Consider the following 23,759-nt stretch of genomic DNA (forward strand, 5'->3'; position numbering starts at 1 on the left):
TGTCCTTAGTACGAGAGGACCGGGATGGACACACCGCTGGTGTACCAGTTGTCCTGCCAAGGGCATAGCTGGGTAGCTATGTGTGGAAGGGATAAGTGCTGAAAGCATCTAAGCATGAAGCCCCCCTCAAGATGAGATTTCCCATAGTGTTAAACTAGTAAGATCCCTCGAAGATGACGAGGTTGATAGGTCAGAGGTGGAAGCATGGTGACATGTGCAGCTGACTGATACTAATCGATCGAGGACTTAACCAAAATTACTTCTAAAGAATGTAGAAACGTTATCTAGTTTTGAAGGAATGAAAATTTCTTCTTGAATTATCTTTTAAAGATAGTATAATAATACTTGTCTTTACTTTATCTAGTGACGATGGCGAGAAGGTCACACCCGTTCCCATACCGAACACGGAAGTTAAGCTTCTCAGCGCCGATGGTAGTTGGGACTTTGTCCCTGTGAGAGTAGGACGTCGCTAGGTTTTGTAACATTCCGCAGTAGCTCAGTGGTAGAGCTATCGGCTGTTAACCGATCGGTCGTAGGTTCGAATCCTACCTGCGGAGCCATTTGGAGAGCTGTCCGAGTGGTCGAAGGAGCACGATTGGAAATCGTGTAGGCGGTCAACACTGTCTCAAGGGTTCAAATCCCTTGCTCTCCGCCATTACTTTTAAATATATGTTTCAAAAAGGCAAGTTGGCCCGTTGGTCAAGCGGTTAAGACACCGCCCTTTCACGGCGGTAACACGGGTTCGAATCCCGTACGGGTCACCATTTGGAGGATTAGCTCAGCTGGGAGAGCACCTGCCTTACAAGCAGGGGGTCGGCGGTTCGATCCCGTCATCCTCCACCATATGAATATGATTATCGCGGGGTGGAGCAGTCTGGTAGCTCGTCGGGCTCATAACCCGAAGGTCGTAGGTTCAAATCCTGCCCCCGCAACCAAAAAAACAACTAAAAAAGTTGTTGACTAGATTAAAAAGATATAGTAAGATAATATTTGTCTTGAAACAAAAGACGAAATATTTAATAAATGGTCCCGTGGTGTAGCGGTTAACATGCCTGCCTGTCACGCAGGAGATCGCCGGTTCGATCCCGGTCGGGACCGCCATTATAATACATATGTGGCTCAGTAGCTCAGTCGGTAGAGCAAAGGACTGAAAATCCTTGTGTCGGCGGTTCGATTCCGTCCTGAGCCACCATATTTATGCCGGTTTAGCTCAATTGGTAGAGCAACTGACTTGTAATCAGTAGGTTGGGGGTTCAAGTCCTCTAGCCGGCACCATTTTTTAATTTAGTGGAGGGGTAGCGAAGTGGCTAAACGCGGCGGACTGTAAATCCGCTCCCTCCGGGTTCGGCGGTTCGAATCCGTCCCCCTCCACCATTTTAAAATTAATTGTACCATTTATAGTGTAGGGGTATAGTTTAAAGGTAGAACGAAGGTCTCCAAAACCTTTGGTGTGGGTTCGATTCCTACTACCCCTGCCAATTTAATTATGGCGGCTGTGGCGAAGTGGTTAACGCATCGGATTGTGGTTCCGACATTCGTGGGTTCGATTCCCATCAGCCGCCCCTTTGTTTTCTAACAAAGTTTTTTTGATTTGTAGCTTCTTTATTGGGCTATAGCCAAGCGGTAAGGCAACGGACTTTGACTCCGTCATTCGTAGGTTCGAATCCTGCTAGCCCAGCCATTTTCTTTATTAGATCTTATAATGTTAATATGCGGAAGTAGTTCAGTGGTAGAACACCACCTTGCCAAGGTGGGGGTCGCGGGTTCGAATCCCGTCTTCCGCTCCAGTGGCGGCATAGCCAAGTGGTAAGGCAGAGGTCTGCAAAACCTTTACCACCGGTTCGAATCCGGTTGCCGCCTCCATTAATTTAAACTGTATGTAAGTGCTTTTTTATATATTGCCGGGGTGGCGGAACTGGCAGACGCACAGGACTTAAAATCCTGCGGTAGGTGACTACCGTACCGGTTCGATTCCGGTCCTCGGCATCTTCAGATGTCTTTTTTCTTTCTATATATGCCGGTGTGGCGGAATTGGCAGACGCGCACGACTCAAAATCGTGTTCCTTCTGGAGTGTCGGTTCGACCCCGACCACCGGTATCATTAAGTTAATTTTAGTTACGATAGATAATAATTGATAAGCTCGTAAACCTTGATTTGTAAGGGTTTATGAGCTTTTTTCTTGGCTCAATAATATTTGTTGGGGATTAGTAAAAATTTGGCTCTATAATATTTGTTGGGGTTTAGAAAAAATTTGTGTGCATAAAAATACACGCAAACTCTTCATTCTTTTATACTTGAATTGACTAGAAACAAGTGTAAAGAATGGAGTTGCGTGCAATATGGATTTTACCATGATTTTACCATGATTTTTCCTGGATTAAAAGGGGCTATCCTTACCAATGTTGAAATGGAAGGAAAAGTACACCGGTGTCCCAAATGTAATCAAAGAACGAGTAAGGTTCATGACTATCGTGTACAAAAAATTCAACTCTTTAATTACCAAAGGGATTTTGAAAGTATCAAAATGGATCGAAGCATGATAGAGTATAAATTGATTCTGAAATGCTGTAAATTGTTTCTGTTAAATGAAAGCTTTACTATATTTGTAGGAAAACTGTTCCCAAAGGAAAAGGTATTTGAAGCGGCGTATATTGCTACGTACATAAAAAAAGGAATAAGGTTCTACCTATAACGTAAAAACACAGGATAAATCACATTATTTATTTGAACAGCCTAAAAAGTTTCGGTTGATACCTGATATCGTCTTAAAAGGGGAATTTGATTGGATTATGGGAGCGGAACAGTAGGTTAGTGTTGTTCCTCTATTTTATATAAATGAAAAGGGGATAGGAGAACAATATGCAAATTAACGAAGTAAAACAGGTACTAGAAAACACCGAATACTTAACCATCGCATTCATCTTTTTCCAACGGTTCAAACACAAAGGAAAATATGATGAAAGTTTATGTACTATATTTTGTCAAAATTAGTTCTATCATCACAATAGATATCTAGAACTACTATTTCTTCTAATTTCAGTAAACGTATTTTCTATGGTTATGCATCTTCAATAATATCAATGGTTTCAGCAAGTTATTAATAGTATTAAAAAAATAGAAAACGATTACATAAACACTATTGACAGAAATTCCTTTAATAGGTTAATATATCTATAAATAAATATTTAACAAGCTTCAAATGTTAAGGAGGATTGTCATAAAAAGTAATCGATTACTTTATTAGGTAGGATTTGGTGGACTAACCCTTGATAAATTAATTATATAAAATGATTCTCTACATAAAAAAAGTAATCGATTACTTATATTTGAGGCTAAAAAATGAAAGGATGAATAATAGATGACTGAAATTTTTAAGAATATCCCTGAGATTAAGTTTGAGGGAAGCAGTACGAAAAATATGTTTGCATTTCGTTATTATGATTCTGAGCGCATTGTCCTTGGGAAACCAATGCGAGAACATCTGAAGTTTTCTATGGCCTGGTGGCATAATCTTTGTGGTACAGGTGCTGATATGTTTGGTGTTGGTACTGCAGACAAGTCTTTTCAATCTACCCCTGAAACAATGGAACATGCAAAAGCTAAAGTTGACGCTGGGTTTGAATTTATGGACAAGCTTGGTATACGCTATTTTTGTTTTCATGATGTGGATCTTGTACCAGAATCGGAAAATATTGTTGAAACTAATAAAAGACTAGATGAAGTTACAGATTATATCAAAGAAAAAATGAAGCAAACTGGAATAAAGTGTCTGTGGGGTACTGCAAATATGTTCAAAAACCCACGCTTTATGAACGGTGCAGGAAGTACAAACTCTTTGGATGTATATAGTTTTGCGGCAGCGCAGGTTAAAAAAGCATTGGAATTAACTGTTAAGCTGGGTGGAACTGGTTATGTGTTCTGGGGTGGTCGAGAAGGCTACGATACATTGCTTAATACAGATATTAAATTTGAACAAGAAAATATCGCGCAGTTGATGAAAATGGCTGTCAAATATGGCAGGAGCATTGGTTTTAATGGTGATTTTTTTATAGAACCTAAGCCACAGGAACCGATGAAACATTTGTATGATTATGATGCAAATACGGCAATTAACTTTCTTCGTCAGCATGGACTAGATAAAGATTTCAAATTAAACATTGAAGCTAATCATGCAACGCTCGCTGGGCATACGTTCCAACATGAATTACGCGTTAGCGCAATAAATGGGATGCTTGGTACCATTGATGCTAATCAAGGGGATTATTTAGTAGGGTGGGATACTGATCATTTTCCATCCAACGTATATGAAACTACCATGTGCATGTACGAATTACTTAAAGCTGGTGGCCTAAAATATGGTGGTATTAATTTCGATGCAAAAAACCGTCGGGCAAGTTACACATTTGAAGATATGTTTATGGGTTATATACTAGGAATGGATACTTTTGCACTTGGTTTAATTAAAGCAGCTGAAATAATTGAAGATGGTCGTATTGACTCATTTGTTAAAGAACGTTACAGTTCTTTTGAAGTAGGACTTGGAGCAAAAGTGCGCCGTGGTGAAACCACGCTAGAAGAATTGTCAGAATATGCTGCGCGGCTGGGTAAACCAGAATTTCCTGGCTCTGGTAAACAAGAGTATTTAGAAGGTATTATTAATAGCATCTTGTTTAAATAATAAACAAACTTACCAGACATTATTTCAATGAGCTTATATACAGTCTATTTATTCAATTAATCAAAATATAAGGAGGATTTGAGATGGATATCAATATTGAGTTTCCTAAACAGGATGAACATTATGGAGTAAGTATATCGCTTTGTATCAAAAATAAGGAAGAAGCCTTAAAGATTGTTGCGGATTATCCGATTGTCTTACAACATCTGAATGGCAGGAAGTGGAAGGTGCGATATAAATCGATAGAAGAAGTGGATGGAGGATATATTGGACGAACAGCCCTCGATACGCAGCAGGGGAATATATATACGATCACCGATAAGTGGAAAGTAAACGCTACCATCATCTCTATTGATAGAAACATAGTTTGTGAAGAAGCGAAACCTCATTCCGCTGTGCGTTTTAATACGGATTTTAGATGTAAAGATTCTAATGCTTCCTCGTTTGATGATTACCAATTTGTTGTTCCGGCCTCTTTGTATAATAAAAATGATACGGATAATGATGGAGTGGATGATTATTTAGGGACCTTTATACAAGATTATAAGGATGATCGAAATCCTTCTTTGTCAATTACAAGTTTTAGTAAACAATCAAATAAATTTGTTTCTTTGATCCGAGCTGATGTTCCGACCAAAGATGAGTCTATCACTAGAGAACAGATTGAGCAAAGACATTTTATTCATGATACCGATATAGGATCGCTAGGTTTAGCACCATCGGAATACGACACAAAAGAGTTTATTTTACGATGTGACTATCCCTTTTATGAGCGCAATACATTTTGCTTGAATGTTGATCGGAGTGAATGGGCGGCTTACAAAGCAGTAGAGAAAGGCACCACGATTCACGCCTCTTATATCATTCAAATTGGCGAGGCGGCATCGCTGACAGATGCAGCATGGAATACAACCCTTTTACAAATGGATCGTATTTTGAATGATGAGGTAAAATTGCCATTTTCTCTCGAAGAGGCGAAAAAGTATAGAAGAGAATTAGTGCATCATAGTTTTAGAGAATTCAAGGATAAGAAAGGAACACCAGCAGGGTATTTCATTCACTTCTCTCCGAGGGAGCATTATGGAAGCCAAAACTTATTGGAATATGGATTTTGTGGTCAACAAACCATGCTTAGTTATGATATGTTACAAGCTGCTAAAGAGGTTCAGTCAACAGAATATAGAGAGAGAGCTCTAAAAACCATTGATTTCTTAGTCAATCATTGCATTGCCCCATCTGGTCTTCCTGAGGGAATGTATAATGTCGATAAGGAAGAATTTGTGTATTGGATGACAGGAATTCTTTATCCGTTCCAGTATTCAGAGAATAGAGAGGAACTCGAAGAGTTTTTGGGGGAGCAAGTGGTAAGTGCCCTAATGGAAGTGGCTTCAGAATTGAAAAAAGTGGAGGGGAACTATTGTCGCTCCATGGTAGATACGATGCATTATTTGTTATTGTGTTATCTTCAGGAGAAAGAAGAAGGATACGAGCACAAAGATTGGCTACAAGCAGTGGTGAAATTCTGTGACAAAATGATTGCTATACAGAATGAAAATGGGTCCTGGAATAGAGGGTATTCCATGAGTGGAGAGCCTCTCACTAATCCGCCAGAATGGTTCGGTGCCAATGAACTGGAGCAAGGATCCGGTGCCATTTTCCCATCAGAGGTACTCGTAGAGTTATACAAGTATACGGGGGATAGTAAGTATCTGGAAGCAGCGAGAAGAGCAGCTGAGTTCGTAAAAAGAAGTTATGTAGAGGAAGTAAAGTATTTAGGTGGCTTAAATGACACTACTCATAAAAAGTCTGTGAAGATTGACGCCGTAGGTGTGATGTTTGCGATGAGAACCATGCTTGTCGTATATGAACAGACGAAAGAGCCGGAATTATTAGCAGGGGCACATCAAGCAGCTAAAATTTTAGGAACCTGGACCTATCTTTGGGACATTCCTATTGATGAGTCCACCTTACTTGGAAAGCACGGATTTAAGTCGACCGGATGGGCAGGATGTGATGTCATCCCTGCAGGAAGTTATGTAGATTGCGAATTTGCAGAGTTTGTGCCAGATCTATTACGAATCGCCGAATATTGCAAGGATGAAAGATTAGCTGTGCTGGCAAAAATCGTGACGAGAGGCATGCACCATGGTCTTTCGATGCCACAAAATATGTATGGATATGCTATGCCAGGGATTCAGTGTGAGGGGTATATGACTTCTCTCTGGCTTTCGGATACAACTCATAAAAACTTTTCTGGGGCAGTGGCAAAGAATAAGGGTGATGATAATGATACTACGAACGGTCTTGTTAACGGCCAAGCGCTATACAATCTTGACAGTTTGAAACAGAGATATGGGACATTTGATTTTGATTCCATCATCAAGCAAGTACTAGCATAAAATATTGTATCCTCGATAATGAAACGTTTATGAAAAACCTTGGAAAAAAAAGAACTAAAAAATTTTGAGGGGTGATTTACCGTGTTTAAAACTCTATCGTTGAATCATAAATTATTTTTACTAGTATTTACAGTGTTAATTTTTGGAGGTTTGATTACAGGTTGTTCAAGTAAAAGCGGAAGCTCTTCCGAAAATGAAGGTGGAAAATCAAATGTCACTGTCATCAAAATTGGTGTAGAATCTGGTAGTCTTTACGCAAATTGGTATAAAGAGATTGCACCGCAGTTTATTGAAAAAACCGGTATCGAAGTTGAGTTCATAGATATTCCACTTGACAACATGCATACACGCTTTTTAACAGAGGCGGCATCCGGAACTGGTGCAATTGATATATTTACTACAGACCAGCCTTGGATCTCTGAATTTGCGGAAAAAGGTTTCTTAGAACCTCTAGATGACATGCTTGCTGAAGAAGATATTGAAGACTTCATCCCGTCGGCACTTGAGACTGTACAGTATAATGATAAAATTTATGCTCTGCCGTACCTAGTTCATACTCCAGTTTTATACTACAGAACAGACCTATTCGAAGAAGCTGGCTTAAGCGGAGTACCTGAAACTTTGGAGGAGTTCCGTGAATATGCTAAGGAGCTTAATGATCCAACTAATGAAGTGTTTGGGACGGTTGTGGAAGGTAAACAAGCTACGGAACCAACCATCCATCTAATGGACTATTTTTTGCAGTTTGGTGGTGGATTGATGGAAGGGGATGAAGTGATTATCGATAGCCCAGAAAATAGAGAAGCGCTAAATTACATGTTAACACTTCAACACGAAGACGAATCGAGCCCTAAAGGAGCAGTAAGTTATGATAATGCTGATGTTCACAATTTGTTTTTACAGGGAAAAGTCGCTATGGCGATAAACTGGCCGTACATGTACTCAATGGCAAATGATCCGTCACAATCTAAAGTAGCAGGAAAATTTGAGGTTGCTGCTCTGCCTAAAGGTAAAAAGCAGGCAAGTGCTGCATTGAGTTGGGGCTTTGGAATATCTTCGAGTTCTAAAAACAAGGAAGCAGCAATTGAATGGTTAAAGTGGTCGACAAGTAAAGAAATTATGGTGGAATTTGGTAAGGAATTTATTAATCCTATTTCAAGAAACTCAGCCATTGAAGAATTGAATCGTGATGAGAGCTTAGAAGAAGAAGACAGGAAAGCAATTGAGACCATGTCTAAAGCAGTTGAATTTGGTCAGAACGTTACTACACATCCAAAATTCCCACAAATTCAACAGCGTCTAATGTTTACTTTATCGAGGGTTATGACCCAACAAAGTACTCCAGAAGAAGAATTAGAATTAACTGATGCTGATGTTCAGGATATAGTTAACGATTAAATATCAAAAGAGAATTGTCGCTGCTTGATGTAGCGACAATCCTATTATTATTCATAATTAGCTAATTAATCGCATTGAGGAGGAAATGTGGCATGAAAGATTCCTTAATTAAGTCTACGACCAAGCGATATCGAGCAGAGCGAAGAATCGGCTTATGGTTTACTCTCCCCGCTTTAATTACCATGGCTGCTACGGTGTTATATCCGATTATATGGTCTTTTAAAATAAGCTTATTCGAATCTAAGGGTATGATGACCTCCGGTCCTTTCGTAGGGCTAGAAAATTATATTTATGTATTGAAATCCAAATTATTTCAAGAAGCTCTATGGCAAACGATTGGATTTGTTGCAGCTACTATTTTCATAGAGCTAGTTCTAGGATTCGCAATCGCATTAGTGCTGAATCGAAACCTGCCAGGGTCAAAGTTATTTCGAATCCTATTCACATTACCACTGATGATTTCAATGATTGTTGCTGGACTCCAATGGAGATGGCTGTTTGCTGATCAATATGGTGTAATCAACAATATTATAGGTAGCTTTGGGATAGAAGGTCCATTATGGTTAGGTAGTGTCTGGGGAGCTAGGGCTTCCGTTCTTTTGGCCAATGTTTGGCTAGCTGCTCCTTTTTCAATATTAGTTTTACTCGCTGCTCTGGCTGCTTTGTCAGATGATTTATATGAGGCTGCACGTCTGGATGGAGCAAACTCATTCCAAATGTTTTGGAGAATTACTCTTCCGTTGTTAAAACCCACCATTTTACTAATATTGGTACTTCGACTATCTGATTCCTTTAGGTTGTTCGATTTGGTGTACATCATGACTAATGGGGGACCTGGGGGTTCAACAGAAGTATTAAGTACCTTTATTTATAAGAATACGTTTACAAATCTTAATTTTGGGACGGGAGCTGCAGCTTCTTTCTTAGTGATGATCTTAATTATGGTCATTTGCTTCATTTTATTCAAAATATTAAGACCAAAGGAGGTGCCAAATAAATGAGAGCGTTTCGAATTAGTAATATAGGTTCTTATGTGATCCTCTTCCTTATGGCATTGTTCGTTCTGCTTCCGTTTTTTTGGACTGTGCTTACTTCATTGAAAACAGAGGCAAACATATTTTCAGTACCACCTCAATGGATACCAAATCCAGTTACATTTGATCATTATGCGGATGTATTGAGAGAAGGTCAGTTCCAAGCTTTCATGAAAAATAGTTTAATTGTTTCAATATCAAGTACCTTGATTTCACTTGCTATTGGAATACCAGGCGCTTATGGATTTGCAAAGTATCGCTATCGTTTAAGTGGCATTTTATTTGGTTCGATCATAGCTGTTCGAATGTTTCCACCAATCGTGTTGGGGGTGCCATATTTCTTAATGATGATTCAACTTGGTTTGATCGATTCAAAACTAGGTTTGATCATAACTTATTTGCCTTTACAATTGACACTGATTATCTGGATCATGGAAGGATTTTTTCGGGAGTTGCCCCATGAGATCGAAGAGGCTGGTGAGATTGATGGCTTAGGCAGTGTTGGGAAATTTATTCGTATTGCTCTTCCACTTTCACTACCATCCATTGTAGTTGCTACCATATTCAGCTTTCTGCAAGCATGGAACGAGTTCCTTTTCGCCTTGACTCTTACACGTACAGAGGTTTCTCAAACAATGCCCGTTGGAATAGCAGGTTATGTTACCACATTTTCTAATTTTTGGGGTAAAATGGCAGCTACCGATATTCTCTTTATTATCCCAGTCCTTCTGATTACAATATTTATTCAGAGAGGACTCATTAAAGGTTTAACAGCTGGTGCATCAAAAGGGTGAAAAAGCGGGAGATGCTTTTTAAAGCAGTGCCAAGTATGAATCGATAGTATTTAAAAAGTTATCAAAAGGATTGTCTTAAAAGTTAGTTATATAGAAAAGAGACGCGCACAAATAAGATACACTATTTGGTGGAGGAGTGCTGAGTAATGAAATATAAAAATCCAGTTATTCCGGGATTTTATCCGGATCCGAGCATATGTAGGGTTGGAGAAGATTATTATTTGGTGAACAGTTCATTTGCTTATGTTCCAGGAGTGCCAATATGGCATAGTAAGGACTTAGTGCATTGGAGACAAATTGGATATTGCTTGACTCGTAAAAGTCAGTTGCAATTGAACAATTCGGCTATTTCTGGCGGTATTTTTGCGCCAACCCTTCGTTTTTATAATGGGCGATTTTTTATGGTAACAACGAATATTGATCAAGGAGGACACTTTTACGTATGGGCGAACAATCCGGCTGAAGAATGGTCAGACCCAATATATGTGGATCAGCCAGGTATTGATCCTTCTTTGTTCTTTGATGACGATGGAAAAGTTTTTTTTACTAGCACTAGTGACTTGCAGAGTAAAGCAATTTATCAATGTGAGATTGATATTGAAACAGGTCAAAAGCTGAGTGATACACAAATGATATGGGAAGGTACTGGTGGGGCTTTTCCCGAAGGGCCTCATTTGTATAAAATAAATGGTTACTATTATTTAATGTGTGCAGAAGGCGGAACGGAATATGGGCATATGGTAACCATCGCAAGAAGTAAAACACCATACGGTCCATTTGAATCCTATCCTGGCAATCCGATACTGTCACATCGAAGTCTAAATCACAAAGTACATGCAACAGGACATGCTGATTTAATTGAAGCACAGGATGGTACCTGGTGGGCGGTTTTCCTGGGAATTAGACCTATAAGATTTCCTTATCGTCATCATCTTGGCAGAGAGACATTCTTAGCTCCTGTCAGTTGGACGGATGACGATTGGCCGATTATTGGTAATAATGGTGTCGTAGAATTGGAGATGGATGCAGAAACATTACCTTTTGCTTTATGGGAAGAAGAACCAGAAGTGGATCATTTCGATCAGCCTAAACTTGGGTTGAAGTGGAACTTTATCCGTAATTCGTACAATGTCGATTGGTCTCTAAAGAAACGGGATGGTTGGTTGGCTTTCAGTGGCTCTGAGGTTAGGTTGATTGATTCTGGAACACCTGCATTCATCGGTTGTAGACAACAGCATTTTCAATGTGATGTCTCCACGAAAATGGAATTCGATCCTCAAGAAGGAGATGAAGCAGGACTTGCTGTTTTTATGAATGAAGGATATCACTATACAATTGGGCTCACAAAGGTAGAAAACAACTATGTCATTCTATTTCGAAAGCAGGTTGGAAGTATGACAGTTGTGGAACATTCGTGCCCTATAAAAGATCTAATTGTAGAGTTGAGAATTCAAGCTACACCTGAAAAATATATTTTCTCTTATTGCAATAGTAATCAAAGATGGCAGTATATCGGTGAAGGTGAAACGCAATTTCTCTCAACTGAAGTAGCTGGTGGTTTTACAGGAGTATTTTTCGGGATGTATAACTACTCTACAAATAGAACGGTAGCTTATTATGATTGGTTCCAATATCGAAGCTAGTTAGTTTAACAATAGTTTATTATGATGCAGGTTATCCAAAAATCATAGGAGTATTGGCAAATTTCTATTAAATTTTGGGATAATATTAGTTTAATCCTTTTGTGATTAAAGGATGCTTGAAAAATTGGTCATGGTGCAATACTTGTCAAACTAGAGCTCCCCTTTTCTGATAGACAAGAAGATTCAAGTATCATATTTCACTAGATCATCAATCAACCTGGAAGTATTTTAAATATTCTATATGCAGTCTATTTTAATAAAAATAATAGGAGGAATGAACATGTATGCCAATATAAATTTCCCTAAACAAGATGAACACCATGTGGTAAATATATCGCTTTGTAACAAAAATAAGGAAGAAACCTTAAAGATTGTTGCAGAATACCCGGTTGTCTTACAACATCTAAATGGAAGGAAATGGAAGTTGCGATATAACTCGATTGAAGAAGTGGATGGGGGATATATTGGAAGAGTAACCCTCGATACCCAGCAAGGGAATATATATACGATCTCCGATAAGTGGAAAGTAGACACTGCCTTCATTTCGATTGATAGAACCATAGTTTGTGAGAAAGTGAAACCAGGTTCTTCTGTGCGAATTACTACCGATTTTAGATGTAAGGATGCTAATGCTTCCTCTTTTGATGATTACCAGTTTGTTGTTCCATCTTCATTGTATAATAAAAATGATACAGATAATGATGGGATCGATGATTATTTAGGGACCTTTTTGCAGGATTATAAAGATGATCGAAATCCTTCCTTGTCGGTTACGAGTTTCAGTAAACCATCGAATGTATTTATTTCGTTAATACGAGCGGATGTCCCGACCAAAGATGAGTCCATCACCAGAGAACAGATTGAGCAAAGACATTTTATACATGACACCGATATTGGGTCGTTAGGTTTAGCTCCATCGGAATACGACACAAGAGAGTTTATTTTACGATGTGACTATCCCTTTTATGAGCGCAACACGTTTTGCTTAAATGTGGATGGAAGTGAATGGGCAGCTTACAAAGCTGTCGAGGAAGGTATGACGTTTCATGCTTCTTATATCTTACAAATTGGCGAAGCAACATCACTTACAGATGCTGCATGGAGTACCACCATGCTACAAATGGATCGTATTTTGAATGATGAGGTAAGATTGCCATTTTCACTCGAAGAGGCGAAGAAGTATAGAAGAGAATTAGTCCATCATAGTTTTAAAGAATTTAAGGATAAAAAAGGTGCACCCGCAGGGTATTTCATTCATTTCTCTCCGAGGGAGCTTTATGGAAGCCAAAACTTATTGGAATATGGATTTTGCGGCCAACAAACCATGCTTAGTTATGATATGTTACAAGCTGCTATTGAGGTTCAGTCAACAGAATATAGAGAGAGAGCCCTAAAAACCATTGATTTCTTAGTCAATCATTGCATTGCCCCATCTGGTCTTCCTGAGGGGATTTATAATGTTGATAAGGAAGAATTTGTTTATTGGATGACAGGAATTCTTTTCCCGTTCCAATACTCAGAAAGTAGAGAGGTACTCGAAGAGTATTTGGGGGATCAAGTAGTAAATGCCCTTATGGAAATAGCGTCTGAACTGAAAATGGTGAAGGGGAACTATTGTCGTTCCATGGTAGATACGATGCATTATTTGTTATTGTGTTATCTTCAGGAGAAAGAAGAGGGATACGAGCACAAAGATTGGCTAAAGGCAGTGGTGAAATTCTGTGACAAAATGATTGCTATCCAGAATGAAAATGGGTCCTGGAACAGAGGGTATTCCATGGATGGAGAGCCTCTCACTAATCCGCCGGAATGGTTCGGTGCCAATGAACTGGAGCAAGGATCCGGTGCCATTTTCCCGGCAGAGGTACTTGTAGAGTTGTACAAGTACACGGGTGATAACAAATACATGGAAGCTGCAAGACGGGCAGCCGATTTCGTAAGAAGAAGTTATGTGGAGGAAGTTAAGTATATGGGAGGCTTAAATGATACCACCCATAAAAAATCCGTGAAGATCGATGCTACCGGTGTGATGTTTGCTATGAGAACGATGCTAGTGGTATATGAGCAGACGAAGGATCCGGAATTGTTAGTAGGGGCACACGATGCAGCTAAAATCTTAGGAACCTGGGTATACCTTTGGGATATACCATTTGATAATAACACGTTACTAGGAAAACATGGTTTTAAGACGACTGGCTGGGCTGGCTGTGATGTCATCCCTGCAGGTAGTTATGTAGAATGTGTATTTCCAGAGTTTGTGCCAGATTTATTACGAATCGCAGAATATTGCAAGGATGAAAAATTAGCTGTGCTGGCAAAAATCGTGACAAGAGGCATGCACCATGGTCTTTCAATGCCACAAAATATGTATGGGTATGCTATGCCAGGGATTCAGTGTGAGGGGTATATGACTTCTCTTTGGCTTTCGGATACAACTTATAAAAACTTTTCTGGAGCAGTGGCAAAGAATAAGGGCGATGACAATGATACCACGAACGGTTTCGTTAATGGTCAAGCTCTATACAACCTTGACTGCTTGAACCAAAGGTATGGGACATTGGATTTTGATTCGATCATCAAGCAAGTATTAACTTAAAAAATATATATGAATCAATTTAATAAATTGCTAATTTTAAAAAATAATAAGTACTGTAGAATTTAAATTTTATATAAAGTTTATTGTTGAGTTGTTTGAAGCATTGTAATTAAAAGATGCCATGCCAAAGTTAAACTTGGCACCTTCCCAGTACGATAACGAACATTGTTAAGTGGAAATAATATCTTTAGATATGCATTAGCCCGTTCAACAGCGATACGACATTTAAAACATAATATTGTAATAAGCATAGAGTATGAAGCTTGAGACGGGATAGTGTCTGAAACACTAAATCCGCAATTCAATTTGAAATTGAGGTCATTAACGCAGCGTAATTAAGCTTATCAGGTGTGCCAATCGGGATTTTTTCGTATAATGGAGATAGGGAGTCCCTCAGTCTTTTGGTTTAGATTCGTTACTAACCATTATACAAGATTTGGGGTGGTACTCCATTTTTTATGTCTTGAACCACTTGAGTCACAAGCTTTTAGAATTATGAAATTCATTCATATAAATAGGTATTGATAAAAATAGAGGTGTGGCACATAGTTGTTTGCTATTGAGTAATTGTAGATTTGTAACTTGAATATCGTTATAATTAATACACTAATTTATTAATAAAGGTTGTGAGTTCTACCATCATGGTTACGATGAAAGATGTTGCTAAACGTGCCAACGTATCTACAGCGACTGTATCCCGCGTCTTGAGAAATTTTGATAGTGTTAAAGAAGAAAGTAGAACCAAAGTCTTAGAAGCAATGAAAGAACTAAATTATCAACCAAACTTATTGGGGCGCTATCTTCGTACAAATAAAACAAAAACAATCTTTGTTGTTATTCCTGAAATATCAAATTATTTTCATAGCGTCCTAAATGGTATAGAAAATATTGCTATTAAACATGGTTATCAGGTTTTGATTGGAAACACACAATTTAATGCTGAGAGAGAATATGAATACTATAATTACCTTAGACAAAAAAAATCGGATGGAATGATTTTATTTACTTCTCATACTGATAAGGAATTTATCGAAGGGTTAGCAGATCAATATTCCGTTGTATTAGCGGGAGATTATTTTGAAGGATCTAATATACCTACCGTATCGATTGATGATATAGGAAGTGCACGTAAAGCTACGGAATATTTAATACAACTAGGTCATAATAGGATTGCACATATTACAGGAAGGTTATACTTGAAAAACAGCCTTGATCGTATCTCTGGCTATCGACAGGTTGTACAAGAATATCAACAATACGATCCCCAATTGATACAAGTTGGGGAAGGAGATTATTCTTATGAAACAGGATTTGTGCTAACTCAAAAACTCTTGTGTTTAGAAAATCCTCCTGATGCAATATTTGCAGCTACAGATGAAATGGCAATAGGAGCCATTAATGCTATTAAATCTAATGGATTGAGAGTACCGGAAGATCTATCAGTTGTCGGATTTAATGACAATGAAATTGCTTCCGTGTTTAATCCGTCATTAACAACTGTTGCACAGCCCCAACAAAAAATAGGTGAAACAGCAATGGAATTGTTAATTAGTCTACTTAACGATCAGCCATTGCCAAAGAGTCAATTATTATTGGAATCTAAGCTTGTTATACGTAATTCAACTAGAAAAAAATAAACAGACTGAAATGAAAGTTATTCGTTGGCGGTATTGTAGTAAAAATCAAGAAACTTTCAACAAAAATCATGTAATTACCAAGTGAAAAAATGGAGTTAGATTGTTAAATAAATCTTCTGCTTGCTATATCAGTCTGTCTTTTTTGTATTGTTAGAGTATTGAATGGTCATATTTAACTGGTTCTTATTACTGCATCGCCAGAAATTCTGTTGCGTCTCTTAATACCATAGGCTCTGCATAGATGAATAAGAGTGGTAGAATGGTAACAGAAAACTATTCTCGATTTAATAGAATTTGGTCGCAATCCTAACTCTAAGTATCGAGAGGAGATAAGGCAGATGTCTAATGACAACAGTTTATCACAAACAAGATGGAATTGGAATTGTATGTATCAACATTGTATTCATTTCATTTTATAGAAGAGATGCGATCTTGAGATGATTATGTAAATTCTAACATACTAAGGTTTTCCTCACTGATGTTAAACCTAAGTCGGAATGGGTCAGCTTCAAAAATTGTTGGATTAAAAGTAGATAAAATTATTTAAAAAATAATATAAAGCTATAGACTGTTATAACCTTTTACCAGTCTATAGCTTTTTTGTTGTTTAGGAAATTATAAAATAATCGATTTGTGGATAACTGTTCGGTATAATGTTTGTAGTTGAATTGAAAGGTACGAGTTGGATGATGAAAAGGAATAGTGGGGTCATTAAACAAATACTTAAAGAACATTTCGATGGTTACTGGAAGATGTTTTCTAATACATACTCTGTGTCTTATCGGGATGATATAAAAGAAGCTGTTTAGAAGGCAATCAGATGTGGAACGGTTGACTTAGGTTTAGCTAAGTACGAATGCCTTGGCTGTGAATATAATTCCAAACCCGTATTTGTTTGCTTTACTTGTAAAAGTCGTTTTTATCATAAGTGTGGAAAGAAGTACACAGATGACCGGTCTGAAAAACAACAGGAATAATATTCGATGTTCCTCATCGTCACATGGTATTTACTATTCCAAAAGAAATAAGGCAAATCTTCTTTGAAGATAGGAAAAAGCAAAAGCTTAATGAACTTAGTAAAGAAGTTGCTCAAGTTTTCCAATTCTAATTCCAAAGAAAAAGTAAAAAAAGAAACCTTCAAGTAGGTGTGATTACTGTTATTCATACATTTGGAAGAGATATGAAGTTTAACCCACACGTTCATGCATTAGTTACAGAAGGTGAAATCGATAACCGCAACGAATGGGTACCAACAGAGTTTATTCCTTACAACTTTTTGCGTAAATCGTGGCAAAAGGTTGTTAGATATGCTTAAAAAGTGGTATCCATCAAATCAAAAAGTTCAAGAAATGATTTCTGATTTGTACCAACGGTACCCTAATGGCTTTTATGCGAACGCAGAGAAAGATGAAGGATGCAAAAGGTGCAGCTAAGTATATTGGAAAATACCTAGCTAGACCAGCTATTGCAGAATATAGAATTACTAATTATGACGGTAAAAACGTTGAGTTTTGGAATGAAAATCATCAAACAGGAAGAAGGATAGATGTAAAACTCCCTGTATTTCAATTTCTTATTAAACTATTACAACACATCCCACCTATGCATTTTCGAATGGTTGGGCGATATGGTTTATACAGTAGACGTTCGTATAAAAGGGCAAAAGATGTACTTTCTTTATATTCTTTTATGAGAACCAAACAATTAACTTTATTACTCGAAACAAAAAAGAAGAAAAAATCATATCGTCAACGTATGAAAGAGGCATTTGATAATGACCCCTTTATTTGTCCATACTATAAAAGGGAAATGGATTTAGTTGAGATCTATCATGCCGACTACGGATTCATATATCATTATATGGAAGACATGGAGTTTGCGAAGGGGTGGAAGAAGAGTGTCAAAAACAAAAAACAGGATGAAAATGAGGAAGTCTTAAAGTGGTTAGACGAAGAAGACCATTCGGATTAAATGAAGTAAGATGTGTTTATCATATTTAAGTGAATTGATTGTGGAAAAGAGGACGAAGTCCCTGATTTTGTTGTAGAAGAGTTTGGCTTCGATTTAAAGAAGGGAGAAGTGGTGGAGGTAGTCTGTCCTTTTTGTGAAGGCACTATGCGTGAAGCGAGAAAAAATCCCAAGTGAATAATCTACACTTGGGACGTGATTAAGTCGCGTTAGCGATTTTGGTCATATTAAAACACTCAAAATGTTGTTAAATCAATGTATGTGGGTGTTTTTCTTTATATAAAATCAGAATGAGTTTAGTAGTTGAATCTATTTAAGCAGAAGAAGGTACAATATAAGCTGTGCCTTTCAGTTCGCTTCGTTCTAACATTGTTTTAGATATAGTTAAGAGTTTATACTCTATTTATACCCCATTGCTTTAGATATTTCGAAGGCTGTTCTTTTAACCGATTCTATAACTGCTTCTATTATTGGCGATATGCGGTTTACTGGACCCACCAAGCTAACAGCAGCTATTACTTTTCCAAACGAATCCTTAATGGGGGAACTCACACTTATGACATTCTCCTCAAATGCAGAATTTGAAATAGCATATCCCTTCCTTCTAATATCTTGTATCTCATCTCTGAGCTTCTCTTCGTTAGTAATGGTTTTAGACGTATAAGAAATCATTTCTGTTTTCTCGAAAAAGTAGTTAATTTCTTCATCATTTAATCCTGATAAAAGTGATTTGCCTGTTCCTGAGGCGTAAATTGGAAAGGTGTCACCGATATTTCGTGAATAAACTAACCCCGTTCTTTTGCTTTGTAATCTTTCAACAACAATTCCCTTGAAATGAGATCGATCAAGAACAGTTAAATATGCAGTTTCCCCGAAATCCTCTGATAGTTCACTTAAATGAATGGTTCCTACTTTTTTTAAATCAATCTTATTATAAATAGACAATCCTAAGTGCATTAGTGTCAATCCAAGAATATATTGTCCAGTTTCAGTATTTCGTTGGATGAAACCTCTATTTTCTAGTGTAGTTAAAATATTGTAGCAGGTACTAGTAGGTAATTTTAAGGAATTACTGATGTCTTTTAAAGTAAGAAAATCATGTTCTTTTAATAGTTCTAAAATATTTATTGCCTTATGTACAGACGGGACTTGATTTTTTGACATGATAAACACCTCTAAATAGTTTGACAAATTGGAATTTTAATACTATTATAAACTATAATTACATATATGTAAAGTTTATTTCATATATATGAAATGTTTTAGATTTTTTACCCAAAAGAAATTAGAATTAATGATTTGTTATATACAAACATGATTCAAATTTCTAAAAAATAAGGAGGTGAGATAAGTATGTAAAATTTAAGCGAAAACACAGGTATAGTAACAAATAGATTAAAGGAGAGGATTTTAAATGAAAACTGAAAAAAATGCAGAAACCCTACTAATTGATGAGATTAGTATGGAGGTCCCGGAAAAAATATTAAAAAAATTCAGTACTCTAGTACGTGAATCTGGGAGTGAAGATGAAAAAATATCTGCTCATTTCCTTGCAAATTTTCTTGAAGAATGGGGAGTCACACACCAAGTTCATTATCCAAACCTCTATTTAAGCATCCCTAAAAAAGCTAACCTAGAAATAATCCATCCTATCTCTAAAGTTATTAATGCAAAGACACCCTCTTTTTCAGTTTCGACGGCGGAAGAATGGGTGAGTGGGGAAGTGGTATATATCCCTTCAAAACATGCTTCAAAAATTAGTGACATTTTTAGTGCTAGTTTAATAGAAAAAGATTATGGTGATTTAACAGGCAAAATTGTAATAACAGAGGGTTATCCAATGTCTGGGAAAGTTAAGGAATTTAATGATAAACATGTGGTAGGTGCCATTTTTATCAGTCCTGGGGACAATATCCATGATGGGATTTGTACATCCATTTGGGGAACGCCAGATCTTGATTCAATCGATAATGAACCAAAAATTCCAGTTCTAGCAGTGAACAAGGAATCTGGTGAGGAGATAAAGTCCTTATGTGGTAAAGGAAAAGTTAAAATCAAGTTCCAAACAAATTTGGATAATGGCTGGTATCCATGTCCGTTAATCGACATTTTTATAGAAGGTACTGAAGAGCCTGAAAAGTATGTGCTGCTACACGGACATTTAGACTCTTGGACTGTGGGAATTGGAGACAATGCTACAGGCGATGCAGCATTGCTAGAAATTGCGAGGATTTTATACAAACATCGTGATAAATTAAAAAGAAGTATTCGCATAGCAATTTGGCCAGGACACTCGACAGGAAGATATGCAGGTTCTACGTGGTTTGCTGATCAAAATGGTTTAGACTTGGATAAAAATTGTATTGCTCAAGTAAATTGTGACTCACCTGGTTGTCGTTGGGCAACATCGTATGAAAATATTAATTGGATGAGCGAAGTGGAAGCATTTTGTAAGCAAGCAATAAAGGATGCTACCGGACAAGAAGCATCAGGTTCAAGACCCAGACGCTCTGGAGATTATTCTTTTAACAATATTGGAATCACATCTTTCTATAAGCTTTCCTCAACTATTCCAGATGAACTGATAAAAGAAAAAAATTATTATCCTGTCGGTGGTTGCGGTGGAAATATTGAGTGGCATACGGAAGATGATCTGTTGTATGTGGCAGATATGGATATCTTAAAAAAGGATATACGTGTTTATTTGACATCGGTTTTCCGTATTTCAAATGAAACTATTCATCCTATTAACTTTGTCAAAACCGCTGATGAAATCATTGCAACAATTAAACAATATCAGGAAGAAGCTTCGGATCACTTTCGATTAGATCTCGCTTTAGAGCAAGCAATAAAGCTGCGGTTAGCTTTGCTTGATTTTTATGATCAATTAAGCGAGATAAAAGAAAGACAAGTAACAGACCCTGTTGTTAAAGAGGCAAATGAAAAAATCTTAAAACTTGGGAGGGTTCTTATTCCAGTGAATTATACTCGAACAGGAAAGTTTCGACATGATCCAGCATTAGAAGTTCCACCACTTCCGGATATTGAACCGGCTAAATCTTTAAAAAACCTTCCCGTAGGATCTCACAGATATAATATTACATTGAATCATTTACTACGTGGACAAAATAGGTTGGTTTGGACACTCCAACAAGCACAGGAAATAATAGGTTAACTTCACACTTTAATAAGGCACCTCAGAAATTTTTTTGTCTTTTTATGAATATAGAAAATTTCAAAAGTGAGGTTATGAGATGAAAGTTAAATTACCAAAATTATCAATTTTATTAATGGCCATCTATTTAATTGGAGGCATTGTTATTATTCTCGTCCCTATGGCTCCAGGACCGGGTAATATTGACTGGGATGTTATGGTGATTTCGTATATGGGGTATCTATACCTTGTTATTGCCACTCTAATATATTACAAAATGGGGAAATAAATATAAGGGGGGACTAAAATGGAAAGCAACGTTATTCAATATTTGATAGTGCTATTTGTTTATTTCGTTGGAATGCTGGTATTGGGTTTTTGGTTTAATAAGAAAGCACATTCAGAGAAGGATTATTTTATTGCCAAAGATAAATTAGGAGCGGCAGTGATTGGATTTTCCTACTCCGCAACTCAAATGAGTGGAAGTACATTTATGGGATCAGTTGGTCAGAAAAGTGTTATAGGATATAGCTTGATGCCAGCAGGGATTGCTTCAGCGTCTGCTCCATGGTTTACTTATGTACTATTAGGAGAGCGAATTAGAAAATTATCTGACAGATTAAAAAGTGTTACGATATCAGATATATTCGAAGCTAGATATTACAGTAAATTTGTAGGCATAGTAACTTGTATCATTATGCTTTGTGCTTTTATTCCTATGATTTCAGCCCAGTTCCAGGCAGCTGCTGTTGCTTTTGAAGTAATTCTTGGTGTCCCATATTTAGTAGGATTATTTATTTTCGGCATTGTTGTTATTCTTTACACAACCGTTGGAGGGATGCTTGCAGTTGCATGGACAGATTTAATACAGGGAATATTGATGATCATTGGGTTCATGATTTTAGCTCCAATCGTTCTATATGCAACAGGTGGTTTTTCTGAAATGAATATAAAATATGGGGAAATTAATCCGGAAGGTATGGCTTTAATAGGTGCAATGTCACCTTTATGGGTAATATCTTCATTTATTGTATGGGGATTCTTTCAGATTGGAGGAGCTCCAGCATCGGTTACGCGGTTTTTAATACCTAAAGATGATAAAACACTAAAAAAGGCATTGATATATTCAATTAGTTTTCAATCGCTAATGTATATTTGTGCAGCTATTATTGCAATCGGTGGAGCTGTAATTCTTCCAAACTTAGAAAAAGCTGATATGTTGGTTCCGACCCTGATTTTTGAATATTTACATCCGGTTTTTGGGGGCATTGTACTTGCAGCAGTTCTAGGAGCTATGATGTCAACAATAGACTCTATATTACTTTTAGCAGGTTCTTTAGTGACTGTTAATATAGTTCCAAAGATTACAAAAAAACAACTAGATACATCAAAACGACTAAAGATTGGTAAAATCTCAACTCTAGTTATTGGGTTATTAGCTATTTTGATTGCGATTGATCCTCCAGCTGCTATTTTTTGGGTTGTAACGATGTCCTTTAGTATCATGGCGTCTGCTTTTACATTTCCACTTTTATTAGGTATTTGGTGGCCACGTGCAACAAAAGAAGGCGGAATAGCAGGAATTATTGGCGGCGTTGTAAGTTGTATCGTCTGGTACATTTTAGGCTACATTGAATACCAATCTTTTTCTATTTGGATTGGTGGTATATGGCCGGCTGTATTCGGAAGTATGGTTTCATTAGTTTTAGTCACTGTAGTAAGTTATTTAACAAAACCTGCGCCACAAGAGGTTATTGATACATTCTTTGATGATATTTTAATAGATAAACCATTAGCTAACGAAGTTGTTAATGCTCAGAAAGGATAAAACTATGAACATATCATCCACTATGACTATAATTTCTAATGAAGAGGCATTAGAAATTGTTAAAAAAAACCGTTTGGGTATAGTAGATAAAATTTTATCTTTTTTTAAAAGAGATAAAAAGCTCCAGGAAACAATTATAGACTCTGACTGTGTTTATTATCCATACTGGATTATTCATTTCAATGTTGATTTCCCCAAAAAAACACAGTCTATGTTCATGGTTGTAGACGGATTTAAAGGTTTAGCAAGTTTTGGACAAGGATTTCCAATTGTGCAAAATGTAGAAGTATCCGAGAGTAAGATTGTTCGATGTTTGGTAAACGTTGATGAAGCAAAAGAGAAAGCAAGTAATCAATTAACTAACAATCTTATTTTCAAGCATAAAAAATTACCTTCATTCAAAATTGTTCAAGTTGATAAATTATTCAAGCCACAGATGATATTTTGTATGAGTAATGGTAGAAAAACATTTTACAAAGCCATTGATACAGAATCTGGACAAAGAAATTATTCTCTGGATATCAATTATCAAAAACTATTATTTGAGCAGGATAAAATTTGTTTAATACAAAAAAAGCTGGAATTCAATTAATATGTTTTAAATGTTATTCGGATAAAATCTATTGAAG

The 23,759-nt window shown here is 37.1% G+C and carries 14 protein-coding genes, 16 tRNA genes, 2 rRNA genes and 1 pseudogene; 32 read left to right on the forward strand and 1 reads right to left on the reverse strand.

Going from position 1 to position 23,759, the window contains the following annotated elements:
• The 28 genes and pseudogenes from E1I69_RS13155 to E1I69_RS25500 form a co-directional block, all read left to right on the forward strand.
• Positions 1-254: ribosomal RNA gene (locus E1I69_RS13155) — 23S ribosomal RNA — on the forward strand; the annotation flags it as partial.
• A gap of 105 nt (positions 255-359) precedes the next feature.
• A 5S ribosomal RNA gene (gene rrf, locus E1I69_RS13160) occupies positions 360-475 on the forward strand.
• A 10-nt stretch (positions 476-485) separates the two neighbouring features.
• Positions 486-560 (forward strand) — tRNA-Asn (locus tag E1I69_RS13165).
• A 3-nt stretch (positions 561-563) separates the two neighbouring features.
• Positions 564-655: transfer RNA gene (locus tag E1I69_RS13170), tRNA-Ser, on the forward strand.
• Between the two features lie 34 nt (positions 656-689).
• A tRNA-Glu gene (locus E1I69_RS13175) sits at positions 690-764 on the forward strand.
• A 3-nt stretch (positions 765-767) separates the two neighbouring features.
• Positions 768-843, forward strand: a tRNA-Val gene (locus tag E1I69_RS13180).
• 15 nt (positions 844-858) lie between these two features.
• Positions 859-935 (forward strand) — tRNA-Met (locus E1I69_RS13185).
• 90 nt (positions 936-1,025) lie between these two features.
• Positions 1,026-1,101 (forward strand) — tRNA-Asp (locus E1I69_RS13190).
• A gap of 15 nt (positions 1,102-1,116) precedes the next feature.
• Positions 1,117-1,192, forward strand: a tRNA-Phe gene (locus tag E1I69_RS13195).
• 7 nt (positions 1,193-1,199) lie between these two features.
• Positions 1,200-1,275: transfer RNA gene (locus tag E1I69_RS13200), tRNA-Thr, on the forward strand.
• A gap of 14 nt (positions 1,276-1,289) precedes the next feature.
• Positions 1,290-1,374, forward strand: a tRNA-Tyr gene (locus tag E1I69_RS13205).
• 30 nt (positions 1,375-1,404) lie between these two features.
• Positions 1,405-1,478 (forward strand) — tRNA-Trp (locus E1I69_RS13210).
• Between the two features lie 11 nt (positions 1,479-1,489).
• A tRNA-His gene (locus tag E1I69_RS13215) sits at positions 1,490-1,562 on the forward strand.
• A 44-nt stretch (positions 1,563-1,606) separates the two neighbouring features.
• A tRNA-Gln gene (locus tag E1I69_RS13220) sits at positions 1,607-1,681 on the forward strand.
• Between the two features lie 31 nt (positions 1,682-1,712).
• Positions 1,713-1,787, forward strand: a tRNA-Gly gene (locus tag E1I69_RS13225).
• Between the two features lie 2 nt (positions 1,788-1,789).
• Positions 1,790-1,863, forward strand: a tRNA-Cys gene (locus tag E1I69_RS13230).
• 37 nt (positions 1,864-1,900) lie between these two features.
• Positions 1,901-1,986: transfer RNA gene (locus E1I69_RS13235), tRNA-Leu, on the forward strand.
• Positions 1,987-2,016: 30 nt separating this feature from the next.
• A tRNA-Leu gene (locus tag E1I69_RS13240) sits at positions 2,017-2,098 on the forward strand.
• A 310-nt stretch (positions 2,099-2,408) separates the two neighbouring features.
• On the forward strand, positions 2,409-2,693 hold the full coding sequence (locus E1I69_RS25495) for a 5-methylcytosine restriction system specificity protein McrC (RefSeq protein WP_431731884.1): 285 nt from the start codon (positions 2,409-2,411) through the stop codon (positions 2,691-2,693).
• Positions 2,694-3,359: 666 nt separating this feature from the next.
• Entirely contained in the window at positions 3,360-4,679 is a 1,320-nt protein-coding gene (gene xylA / locus E1I69_RS13250) for a xylose isomerase (RefSeq protein WP_136380061.1), read from the forward strand.
• An 83-nt stretch (positions 4,680-4,762) separates the two neighbouring features.
• Positions 4,763-7,078, forward strand: a complete 2,316-nt coding sequence (locus E1I69_RS13255; protein WP_136380062.1) for a hypothetical protein — start codon at positions 4,763-4,765, stop codon at positions 7,076-7,078.
• An 81-nt stretch (positions 7,079-7,159) separates the two neighbouring features.
• The gene (locus tag E1I69_RS13260; RefSeq protein ID WP_136380063.1) at positions 7,160-8,476 is read left to right on the forward strand and encodes an ABC transporter substrate-binding protein; all 1,317 of its coding nucleotides are present in this window, start codon (positions 7,160-7,162) and stop codon (positions 8,474-8,476) included.
• Positions 8,477-8,568: 92 nt separating this feature from the next.
• Positions 8,569-9,477 (forward strand): carbohydrate ABC transporter permease, encoded by a 909-nt coding sequence (locus tag E1I69_RS13265; protein ID WP_136380064.1) that lies wholly within the window; start codon positions 8,569-8,571, stop codon positions 9,475-9,477.
• Positions 9,474-10,304, forward strand: a complete 831-nt coding sequence (locus E1I69_RS13270) for a carbohydrate ABC transporter permease (protein ID WP_136380065.1) — start codon at positions 9,474-9,476, stop codon at positions 10,302-10,304. The genes E1I69_RS13265 and E1I69_RS13270 overlap by 4 nt, the downstream gene beginning before the upstream one ends.
• Before the next feature lie 146 nt (positions 10,305-10,450).
• Positions 10,451-11,947, forward strand: a complete 1,497-nt coding sequence (locus E1I69_RS13275) for a glycoside hydrolase family 43 protein (RefSeq protein ID WP_136380066.1) — start codon at positions 10,451-10,453, stop codon at positions 11,945-11,947.
• 280 nt (positions 11,948-12,227) lie between these two features.
• Positions 12,228-14,543, forward strand: a complete 2,316-nt coding sequence (locus E1I69_RS13280; RefSeq protein ID WP_136380067.1) for a hypothetical protein — start codon at positions 12,228-12,230, stop codon at positions 14,541-14,543.
• Positions 14,544-15,184: 641 nt separating this feature from the next.
• Positions 15,185-16,180: a LacI family DNA-binding transcriptional regulator gene (locus tag E1I69_RS13285; protein ID WP_136380068.1), complete on the forward strand. Its 996-nt coding sequence runs from the start codon at positions 15,185-15,187 to the stop codon at positions 16,178-16,180.
• 686 nt (positions 16,181-16,866) lie between these two features.
• Positions 16,867-18,151: pseudogene (locus E1I69_RS25500) on the forward strand (IS91 family transposase).
• Positions 18,152-18,547: 396 nt separating this feature from the next.
• Here the strand turns inward: E1I69_RS25500 and E1I69_RS13310 are convergent.
• Complete coding sequence (locus tag E1I69_RS13310; protein WP_136380072.1) at positions 18,548-19,312, reverse strand: IclR family transcriptional regulator; 765 nt, start codon at positions 19,310-19,312, stop codon at positions 18,548-18,550.
• Between the two features lie 250 nt (positions 19,313-19,562).
• Between E1I69_RS13310 and E1I69_RS13315 the strand changes: the two genes are divergently transcribed.
• The 4 genes from E1I69_RS13315 to E1I69_RS13330 all read left to right on the forward strand — a co-directional run bounded on the left by E1I69_RS13315 (position 19,563) and on the right by E1I69_RS13330 (position 23,722).
• Positions 19,563-21,323 carry a M28 family peptidase gene (locus E1I69_RS13315; protein ID WP_136380073.1) on the forward strand — a complete coding sequence of 587 codons (1,761 nt, stop codon included), beginning with the start codon at positions 19,563-19,565 and terminating at the stop codon, positions 21,321-21,323.
• Between the two features lie 79 nt (positions 21,324-21,402).
• Positions 21,403-21,591 (forward strand): hypothetical protein, encoded by a 189-nt coding sequence (locus tag E1I69_RS13320; protein WP_136380074.1) that lies wholly within the window; start codon positions 21,403-21,405, stop codon positions 21,589-21,591.
• Positions 21,592-21,609: 18 nt separating this feature from the next.
• Entirely contained in the window at positions 21,610-23,130 is a 1,521-nt protein-coding gene (locus E1I69_RS13325) for a sodium:solute symporter family transporter (protein ID WP_136380075.1), read from the forward strand.
• A gap of 4 nt (positions 23,131-23,134) precedes the next feature.
• Positions 23,135-23,722: a hypothetical protein gene (locus E1I69_RS13330; RefSeq protein ID WP_136380076.1), complete on the forward strand. Its 588-nt coding sequence runs from the start codon at positions 23,135-23,137 to the stop codon at positions 23,720-23,722.
• Positions 23,723-23,759 lie beyond the last annotated feature (37 nt).

It is taken from the genome of Bacillus timonensis, from assembly GCF_004799755.1.
Lineage (GTDB): Bacteria > Bacillota > Bacilli > Bacillales > Bacillaceae_L > Ferdinandcohnia > Ferdinandcohnia timonensis_A.

Excerpts from the sequence above, each read along its gene's own strand:
- E1I69_RS13320 (WP_136380074.1), top strand. The coding sequence starts at position 21,403 with ATGAAAGTTAAATTACCAAAATTATCAATTTTATTAATGGCCATCTAT.
- E1I69_RS13310 (WP_136380072.1), bottom strand. The coding sequence starts at position 19,312 with ATGTCAAAAAATCAAGTCCCGTCTGTACATAAGGCAATAAATATTTTA.
- E1I69_RS13330 (WP_136380076.1), top strand. The coding sequence starts at position 23,135 with ATGAACATATCATCCACTATGACTATAATTTCTAATGAAGAGGCATTA.
- E1I69_RS13270 (WP_136380065.1), top strand. The coding sequence starts at position 9,474 with ATGAGAGCGTTTCGAATTAGTAATATAGGTTCTTATGTGATCCTCTTC.
- xylA (WP_136380061.1), top strand. The coding sequence starts at position 3,360 with ATGACTGAAATTTTTAAGAATATCCCTGAGATTAAGTTTGAGGGAAGC.
- E1I69_RS13280 (WP_136380067.1), top strand. The coding sequence starts at position 12,228 with ATGTATGCCAATATAAATTTCCCTAAACAAGATGAACACCATGTGGTA.
- E1I69_RS13285 (WP_136380068.1), top strand. The coding sequence starts at position 15,185 with ATGGTTACGATGAAAGATGTTGCTAAACGTGCCAACGTATCTACAGCG.
- E1I69_RS13315 (WP_136380073.1), top strand. The coding sequence starts at position 19,563 with ATGAAAACTGAAAAAAATGCAGAAACCCTACTAATTGATGAGATTAGT.
- E1I69_RS13265 (WP_136380064.1), top strand. The coding sequence starts at position 8,569 with ATGAAAGATTCCTTAATTAAGTCTACGACCAAGCGATATCGAGCAGAG.
- E1I69_RS13275 (WP_136380066.1), top strand. The coding sequence starts at position 10,451 with ATGAAATATAAAAATCCAGTTATTCCGGGATTTTATCCGGATCCGAGC.
- E1I69_RS25495 (WP_431731884.1), top strand. The coding sequence starts at position 2,409 with ATGGAAGGAAAAGTACACCGGTGTCCCAAATGTAATCAAAGAACGAGT.
- E1I69_RS13255 (WP_136380062.1), top strand. The coding sequence starts at position 4,763 with ATGGATATCAATATTGAGTTTCCTAAACAGGATGAACATTATGGAGTA.
- E1I69_RS13325 (WP_136380075.1), top strand. The coding sequence starts at position 21,610 with ATGGAAAGCAACGTTATTCAATATTTGATAGTGCTATTTGTTTATTTC.